Origin of the sequence: Kitasatospora sp. NPDC059812 (assembly GCF_042732075.1) — a bacterium.
Lineage (GTDB): Bacteria > Actinomycetota > Actinomycetes > Streptomycetales > Streptomycetaceae > Kitasatospora.
The window spans coordinates 41,312-48,828 of the sequence record NZ_JBHWIO010000071.1; the positions used below are offsets into that span (position 1 = coordinate 41,312).

At 72.2% G+C, this 7,517-nt stretch carries 6 protein-coding genes; all 6 read right to left on the bottom strand.

Annotated elements, in window-relative coordinates:
- Positions 1-117: 117 nt before the first annotated feature.
- The 6 genes from ACFV6D_RS28815 to ACFV6D_RS28840 all read right to left on the bottom strand — a co-directional run bounded on the left by ACFV6D_RS28815 (position 118) and on the right by ACFV6D_RS28840 (position 7,268).
- Entirely contained in the window at positions 118-1,137 is a 1,020-nt protein-coding gene (locus tag ACFV6D_RS28815) for an N-acetylglucosamine kinase (RefSeq protein ID WP_380344709.1), read from the bottom strand.
- 153 nt (positions 1,138-1,290) lie between these two features.
- Entirely contained in the window at positions 1,291-2,580 is a 1,290-nt protein-coding gene (locus ACFV6D_RS28820) for a 6-phospho-beta-glucosidase (protein ID WP_380430293.1), read from the bottom strand.
- Entirely contained in the window at positions 2,580-3,488 is a 909-nt protein-coding gene (locus ACFV6D_RS28825; RefSeq protein ID WP_063351434.1) for a carbohydrate ABC transporter permease, read from the bottom strand. The genes ACFV6D_RS28820 and ACFV6D_RS28825 overlap by 1 nt, the downstream gene beginning before the upstream one ends.
- A 41-nt stretch (positions 3,489-3,529) precedes the next feature.
- Positions 3,530-4,528: a carbohydrate ABC transporter permease gene (locus ACFV6D_RS28830; protein WP_079135906.1), complete on the bottom strand. Its 999-nt coding sequence runs from the start codon at positions 4,526-4,528 to the stop codon at positions 3,530-3,532.
- A gap of 23 nt (positions 4,529-4,551) precedes the next feature.
- A complete protein-coding gene (locus ACFV6D_RS28835; RefSeq protein WP_063349452.1) occupies positions 4,552-5,907 on the bottom strand; it encodes an ABC transporter substrate-binding protein in 1,356 nt (451 codons plus the stop codon).
- Positions 5,908-6,077: 170 nt separating this feature from the next.
- Entirely contained in the window at positions 6,078-7,268 is a 1,191-nt protein-coding gene (locus ACFV6D_RS28840) for an ROK family transcriptional regulator (RefSeq protein ID WP_380561677.1), read from the bottom strand.
- Positions 7,269-7,517: the final 249 nt, after the last annotated feature.

Sequence of the window (7,517 nt, forward strand, 5' to 3'; positions counted from 1 at the left end):
CGGCACCGGGGCGCCACAGTCACCCCCGGACCCGGCGGGGGGCAGGGGGGGGGGTCCCCGCGGCCGCGGGATGTGCGGATCCGGCGGCCGCGGGAGTCTTGAGGGGCGGCGTAACGGTCAGACGGCGACGGGCCGTTGCGCCTCGTACGCCTCGCGCAGCCGGGCCTGGGCCGCGGGGCCCGCCCCGAGGTGGTCGAGTCCGAGCAGGGCCGCGCCCAGGACGGGCGGCGCGACGACGACCCGCGGTTCGGCGAGCGGCGCGGCCTCGGCCAGACGGGCGGTCAGGTTGTCGATCAGCAGCGGCTGCCGGGAGGCGAGCACGCCGCCGCCGAGCACCAGCGGGGTCCGCGCGTCGAGCAGTTCCAGCCGCCGCAGGGCGACGACGGCGAGCCGGACGATCTCGTCGGCCTGGCGGTCGATCAGTCCCAGGGCGACCTCGTCGCCCTGCTCCGCGACGGCGAACAGCACCCGGACGATCTCGTGCAGCCGGCTGGTCGGCAGGTGCCCGAGGTGGACGGCCTCGGCGACGGCGCCGGCGCTGGGCAGGCCGAAGTGCTCGGCGATGGCGCGGGAGAGCCCGGTGGGGCCGCCGCGGCCGTCCTCGTGGCGGACGGCGTGCCACATGCTGGTGACGGCCAGGCCCCCGCCGCCGCCCCAGTCGCCGGTGAGCTCGCCGAGGGCGGGGAAGCGGGCGGTGCGGCCGTCGGGCAGCAGGCCCACGCAGTTGATGCCGGCGCCGCAGACGACGGCGACGCCGCGCGGGCCGTCGGTGCCGGCCCGCAGCAGGCCGAAGGTGTCGTTGACGACGGTGTTGCTGGTGCCCCAGGGGTGGGATTCCAGCGCGGCGCGCAGGGCCTCCTCCTCGACGGGCAGGTCGGCGTTGGCCAGGCAGGCGCTGACGTGGCTGGTGAGGACGCCGCTCCAGGCGGGGTGGCCGGCCGCGGCGGCGGCCTGTTCGACGAGCGGGGCGAGGCCGGCGACGGCGGCGGCGCCGCCGATCTTCTGGGGTGCGAAGCCGCCGCCGCGGGCGGTGCCATGGACGGTGCCGTCGGCGCCGATCAGGGCGACGTCGGTCTTGGAGTTGCCGGCGTCGATGGCGAGGACGCCTGGCAGGATCGGTTCGGGCTGGTGGGTCATCAGGTCCCCGCGGCTCGTACGTGGCCCGGCCGTGGCGTTGTCCCCGGCCGGGGGTGGTCGGTCTCCTCGCAGTGCCCGGCCCGCGACACCCTCATATCGCGGGCCGGGCGGCTTTCCCGGCGGGGCCCGGGTGCGTAGCCGGGCCCCGGGCCGTCAGGCCCAGGCGAGGTGCTCGCGGTTGTGGGCGAGCAGCCGATCGGTGAGCTGGTCGGCGAGTTCGAGCTGGCCGACCAGCGGGTGGGCGAGCAGGGCGTCGAAGACCCGGTCGCGGCCGCCGTGCAGGGCGGCGTCGAGGGCGAGGTGCTCGTACGCGGTGACGGCGGCGATGAGGCCGGCGTACAGCGGCTCGACGGCCCGCTGGGGGAGCGGCCGGACGCCGTTGGCGTCGACCTCGGCCGGGACCTCGATGACGGCGTCGTCGGGCAGGAACGGCAGCACGCCGTTGTTCGGCGCGTTGACGACCTGCACGGACGTCCCGCCGCCGGTGCCGAGCAGCGCGGCGATCAGCTGGACCGCCGCCTCGGAGTAGAACGCGCCGCCGCGCTGGCCGAGGAGTTCCGGCTTGGTGTCGAGGGCCGGGTCGGCGTACATCTCCAGCAGCTGCCGCTCGATCTCGGCGACCTGGGCGGCCCGCGAGCCCTGCACCTTGAGTTCCTCGACGACGGCGTCGTGCTGGTAGAAGTAGCGCAGGTAGTAGGACGGCACGACGCCGAGCCGCTCGATGACGGGCTGCGGCAGGTGCAGGTCCTCGGCGATGGCCTTGCCGTGCGCGGCGAGCAGCTCCGGCAGCACCTCCCGGCCCGTCGTCGAGCCCGGGGCGTCGAGCAGGGTGACGCCGCGCTCCCAGGTGAGGTGGTTGAGGCCGACGTGGTCGAGCCGGACCAGCTCCGGGTCGACGCCGAGGTGGGTCGCGAACTTGCGCTGGAAGCCGATGGCGACGTTGCACAGGCCGACGGCCTTGTGCCCGGCGTTGCGCAGTGCGCGGGTGACGATGCCGACGGGGTTGGTGAAGTCGACGATCCAGGCCTCCGGGTTGGCGCGCCGGACCTTCTCGGCGATGTCGAGGACGACCGGGACGGTGCGCAGCGCCTTGGCGAGGCCGCCGGCGCCGGTGGTCTCCTGGCCGACGCAGCCGCACTCCAGCGGCCAGGTCTCGTCCCGGTTGCGGGCGGCCTGCCCGCCGACGCGCAGTTGCAGCAGCACGGCGTCGGCGTCGGCGACACCGGCCTCGACGTCGACGGTGGTGGTGACGACGGCACCGTGCCCCTGCTTGGCGAAGATCCGCCGGGCGAGCCCGCCGATCAGCTCCAGCCGGTCGGCGGCCGGGTCGATGAGCACCAGCTCGCCGATCGGCAGGGTGTCGCGGAGCCGGGCGAAGCCGTCGATCAGCTCCGGGGTGTACGTCGAACCGCCGCCGACGATTGCCAACTTGAGTGCGGACATCAGCCCTTGACCCCTGTCAGTGTCACGCCTTCGATGAAGGCCTTCTGTGCGAAGAAGAAGAGGATGATCACCGGTGCCATCACGAGGAGGGTGGCGGCCATGGTGAGGTTCCAGTTGGTGTGGTGGGCGCCCTTGAACGACTCCAGGCCGTACGAGAGCGTCCAGGCCGCGTGGTTGTTGCTGGCGTAGATCTGCGGGCCGAAGTAGTCGTTCCAGCAGTAGAAGAACTGGAACAGGGCGACGGCGGCGATGGCCGGCTTGGCCATCGGCAGCACGACCTTCAGCAGGGTGCGCAGGTCGCCGCAGCCGTCGATCCGGGCGGCCTCGATGTACTCCTTGGGGATGGTCAGCAGGAACTGGCGCAGCAGGAAGATCGAGAACGCGTCGCCGAAGGCCATCGGGATGATGAGCGGCCAGAGCGAGCCGCCGAGGCCGAGCTGCTTGGCCCAGAACAGGTACATCGGGATGACGGTGACCTGCGGCGGGAGCATCATCATGGCGATGACGGCCATCAGCGCCAGGTTGCGGCCCCGGAAGCGGAACTTGGCGAGCGCGTAGGCGACCGGCAGGCTGGAGACGATGGTCAGGACGGTGCCGAGGCCCGCGTAGAGCAGGGTGTTGCGCCACCAGGTGAGGAAGCCGGGGGTGTCCCAGACCTTGCCGTAGTTGCCCCACTGCCAGGAGGTCGGCCAGTAGTCGGTGGTGAGCGCCTGCTGGTCGGTCATCACCGAGGTGAGGAAGGCGAAGACGAACGGCAGCAGGAAGAACAGCGCGGCGGCGATGGCCAGCGAGTGCACGGCCACCCAGTGGAGCATCGCGCGGCGGCGGGCCGCCCGGGCGGCCGGGCCGGAGGCGCGGGAGGGGCCGGCCGGGGCGGGCGCCTTGGTGAGTGTGGAGCTGAGAGTCATGATCGGGTCCTCATCGGTCCGCTGGGTCCGCAGCACACGGACTAGTCGTCACTCGCCATGAAGCCGGACTTGCGGCGGAGCAGGAGCGAGGTGACGGCCATCGAGATGGCGAACAGCACCAGGGCGACGACGCACGCCGCGCCGTAGTTGAAGCGCTGGAAGCCGAGGTTGTAGACCATCTGCGGCAGGGTCCAGGTGGAGCCCTGCGGGAAGCCGGGCTCGAACTGCTGGCCGGAGTTGCCCGCGATGCCGCCGGCGACCTTCCCGGCGACGATCGCCTGGGTGTAGTACTGCATGGTCTGGATGACGCCGGTGACCACGGCGAACATGATGATCGGCGAGATGTTCGGCAGCGTGACGTACCGGAACCGCTGGAAGGGTCCGGCGCCGTCCAGTTCGGCGGCCTCGTACTGCTCCTTGGGGACGTCGAGCAGCGAGGCCATGAAGATGACCATCAGGTCGCCGATGCCCCACATGGCGAGCATGGTGAGCGCGGGCTTGGACCAGTCGGCGCTGGCGAACCAGCCGGGCTGCGGGAGGCCGAGCTCGCCGAGGAAGTGGTTGACCGGGCCGGTGCCGGGGTTGAGCAGGAAGGCGAAGGCGACGGTGGCGGCCACCGGCGGTGCCAGGTACGGCAGGTAGAACGCGGTGCGGAAGAAGCCGGCGCCGGTCTTGACCTTGGTGATGAGCAGGCCGATGCCGAGGCCGAAGGCGACCCGCAGGCTCACCATGATGAAGACCAGCCACACGGTGTTGCGCAGGCCCTGCCAGAACGCCGGGAGGTCGTTGAAGACGTAGTCCCAGTTCTTCAGGCCGCTGAAGGTGGGGGCGCCGAAGCCGTTGTACTTGGTGAAGGAGAAGTAGGCGGTGGAGATCAGCGGGTACAGGAAGAAGACGCCGAAGCCGATCAGCCAGGGGGAGAGGAAGGCGAGGGTGCGGGCCGCCTCCCGGCGGCGCTTCCGGCGCAGCAGGTGCTGCGTGGAGGGCGCCGCCGGGTCGGTCGATCCGGTGCCCTTGCGGGTGCCGAACGCGAGTGACATGGGAGCTCCGTGGACCGTTTCCGCTACTTCGCCTGGGCGATGGCGGCGTCGATCTCCTTGGCGGTGGCCGCGAGGCCGGCCGCGAGATCGGGCTGCTTGCCGGACTCGTAGTCGTAGCCGAGGTTCTGCAGGGAGGCGATGTAGCCGCTGCCGTTGACGGCCGCCGGGGTGGTGCCCGAGTACTGGTTCTTGGCGACGTCGATGAAGGTCTTGAAGTTCGGGTCGTTCGTCAGCTTCGGCGAGTTGAGCGCGTCGAAGGTGCTGGGCACGTTGTGGATCGCGTTGGCGAAGCCGACCACCGCGTCGGTGTCGGTGGTCAGGTACTTGACCAGCTCCCAGGCCGCGGCCTGCTTCTTGCTGCTGCTGGCGATGCCGACGATGGTGCCGGTCTGGTAGCCGCGGCCGTAGGTGTCGGCCTGGTCGTCCGGGACAGGGAACGCGGCGGTGGCCCAGTCGAAGTCGGGCTTGTTGTCGGCGAGGGCGGCGGTGCGCCACTCGCCGTCGATGGCCATCGCGACCTTGCCGGTGAGGAAGGGGTTCTTGGCGCTGAACTCCTCGCCGAAGGTGGCGCGGTACTTCTCCAGCTTGGTGTAGCCGCCGAGCTGGTCGACCATGTCCTTCTGCCACTTGAGCATCGCGGCGACCTTCGGGTCGGCGGCGATGTTCGACTTGCCGTCGGCGCCGAAGTAGGTCGGGCCGTACTGGCCGAGGAAGTGCTCGGTGGTCGACTCGTAGCCGTGGTACAGCGGCATGAAGCCGAGCTGCTTGTAGCCGTCGCCGTCCGCGAGGGTCAGCTTCTTGGCGTCCTCGGCGAACTCGCTGAAGGTCTTCGGCGGGTTGGCGATGCCCGCGTCGGCGAAGGCCTTCTTGTTGTAGTAGAGGCCGTAGGCGTCGCCGAGCAGCGGCAGCGAGCACTGGTTGCCCTGGAACTGCGTGTAGTTGAGCATCGCGGCCGGGAAGGTCTTGACCGGGTCGATGCCGCTCTTCTGCAGCAGCGGCTTGAGGTCGGTGAACGCCTTGGTCGAACAGAACATGCCGACGTTGTTGGTGGTGAAGGAGGAGACCACGTCCGGCGCGTCGTCGCCGCCGGCCCGCAGGGCCTGGTTGACCTTGTCGTCCGCGATGTTGTCCACGGCCTTGACGTGGATGTTGGGGTGGGCCTTCTCGAAGGCGGCGATGTTGTCGTTGATCGCCTTCACCTCGTTGTCCTGGCTCCAGCCGTGCCAGAAGGTGATGGTGACGTCCTTGCCGCTGGCCGAGTCGTCGCTGCCGCTGCTCTCGCTGCTGCCGGTGCAGGCGGTGGCGAGCAGGGCCAGGACGGCGGTGCCGGTGACGGCGGCGATCGTGCGACGGCCTCTGCGGGAGGTGGTGGAGTGCACTTCGAGGTCCTCCTGGGGGTGCGCGGGCAGGCGTCATTGCCTCGGGGCCCGCGTTCGGGGGTGGGGAGAGGTGGGTGCAGGGTGCGTGCGGGGTGGCGGGCGACCGGGGAGCGTCGGCGGGTGGGCGTCGGCGGGTGGGCGTCGGTGGGTGGCTGTCAGTCGGGTGGCTGTCAGTGGGTGGAGAAGACCGCCTCGCGGGCGTCCGCCAGCGCGCGTTGCAGGGCGCCGAGCAGGACGGGCGAGCCGGGCAGGGCGCTGCTGCGGACCTCGGGCCGGGCGATGGAGAGCCTGGCCAGTTCGTCCTCGACGAGGGCGCGCAGGCGTTCGCCGCCCGCGGTGGGCACCGCGCCGGAGAGGACCACCAGCTGGGGGTCGACGACGGCGACGATCGCGGCCAGTCCGACGGCGAGCCGGCCGGCCAGTTCGACGAGGAAGGCGTCGCCGGCGCCCGGGGTCTCCAGGGCCTTGGCGATCGAGTCCTCGGCGGTGGGCGCGCCGAGCCCGTGCTCGCGGGCCAGGGTCCGGACGGCGGGTGTGCCGACCAGCTCCTGGAACCCGCCGAACTTGCGGCGGCGCACGTCCCGCGCGACCGGTGAGCCGGGCACCGGCATGTAGCCGACCTCCCCGGCTCCGCCGGTGAAGCCGCGGTGCAGCCGGCCGGCGATGACGATCGCGGCGCCGGTGCCCGCACCGGCCCAGAGCAGGACGAAGTCCTCGGAGCCCCGCGCCGCGCCGGAGGCCTGTTCGGCGACGGCGGCGAGGTTCACGTCGTTCTCGATCGACACGGGCGCGCCGATCGCCTCGGACAGCTCCTCGACCAGCCGCGGCGAGTGCCAGCCGGGCAGGTGGGAGGCGTAGCGCAGCTTGCCGGTGACCGGGTCGGGGGCGCCGCCGACGCCGATCGCGGCGGTGCGCAGGCTGCCCGCGGCCAGCCCGGCGGCGCGGACGGTCTCGGTGACGGCGGCAGCGACCTTGGCGACGGTCTCGGCGGCCGGCACGCCCTTGGTCGGCACGGCGTGCTCGGCCAGCGTGGAGCCGGTGATGTCGGCGACGGCGACTCTGATCTCGCTGTTGGTGACGTCCAGTCCGGCGACGTGGCCGGCGGCCGGATTCACCTCGTACAGCTGCGCGTTGGGGCCGGGGCCGCCGGCGGTGGTGCCGACCGGCAGGACCAGTCCGGCCGCCTCCAGGCGGGCCAGCAGCTGGGAGGCGGTGGGCTTGGAGAGGCCGGTCAGGGTGCCGATCTGGGTGCGGGAGAGCGGTCCGTTCTCCAGCAGCAGTTCGAGGGCGGCGCGGTCGTTGATGGCGCGCAGCAGGCTGGGGGTGCCGGCGAGGGGGGCCTTGGCGGTGGTCTTGGTCACGCGCGAAATCCTCCTCTTCCGGCTGGTGGGGGGAGCGACGAGGGTGAACCCTCGGGTTCGGGGAGCCGAACTGTTAGGAAAGTTTCCAGTCGCTTGGGAAGGACCGTACGGGCCCCGTCAGCGGGGTGTCAATGGTCCGCGGCCCGGAGGATGCCGAAGCGTTACCGGGCCCGGGGGGGGGGGGGCGCGGCCCGGGGGCCGGGGGCGCGGGGGGGGGGGGGGGGGGGGTCGGGGGGGGGCGGGGGCGCG

What these genes read in the sequence shown, in the direction of transcription:
- ACFV6D_RS28830 (WP_079135906.1), bottom strand. Translation starts at nt 4,528, where the DNA reads ATGTCACTCGCGTTCGGCACCCGCAAGGGCACCGGATCGACCGACCCG.
- ACFV6D_RS28825 (WP_063351434.1), bottom strand. Translation starts at nt 3,488, where the DNA reads ATGACTCTCAGCTCCACACTCACCAAGGCGCCCGCCCCGGCCGGCCCC.
- ACFV6D_RS28820 (WP_380430293.1), bottom strand. Translation starts at nt 2,580, where the DNA reads ATGTCCGCACTCAAGTTGGCAATCGTCGGCGGCGGTTCGACGTACACC.
- ACFV6D_RS28815 (WP_380344709.1), bottom strand. Translation starts at nt 1,137, where the DNA reads ATGACCCACCAGCCCGAACCGATCCTGCCAGGCGTCCTCGCCATCGAC.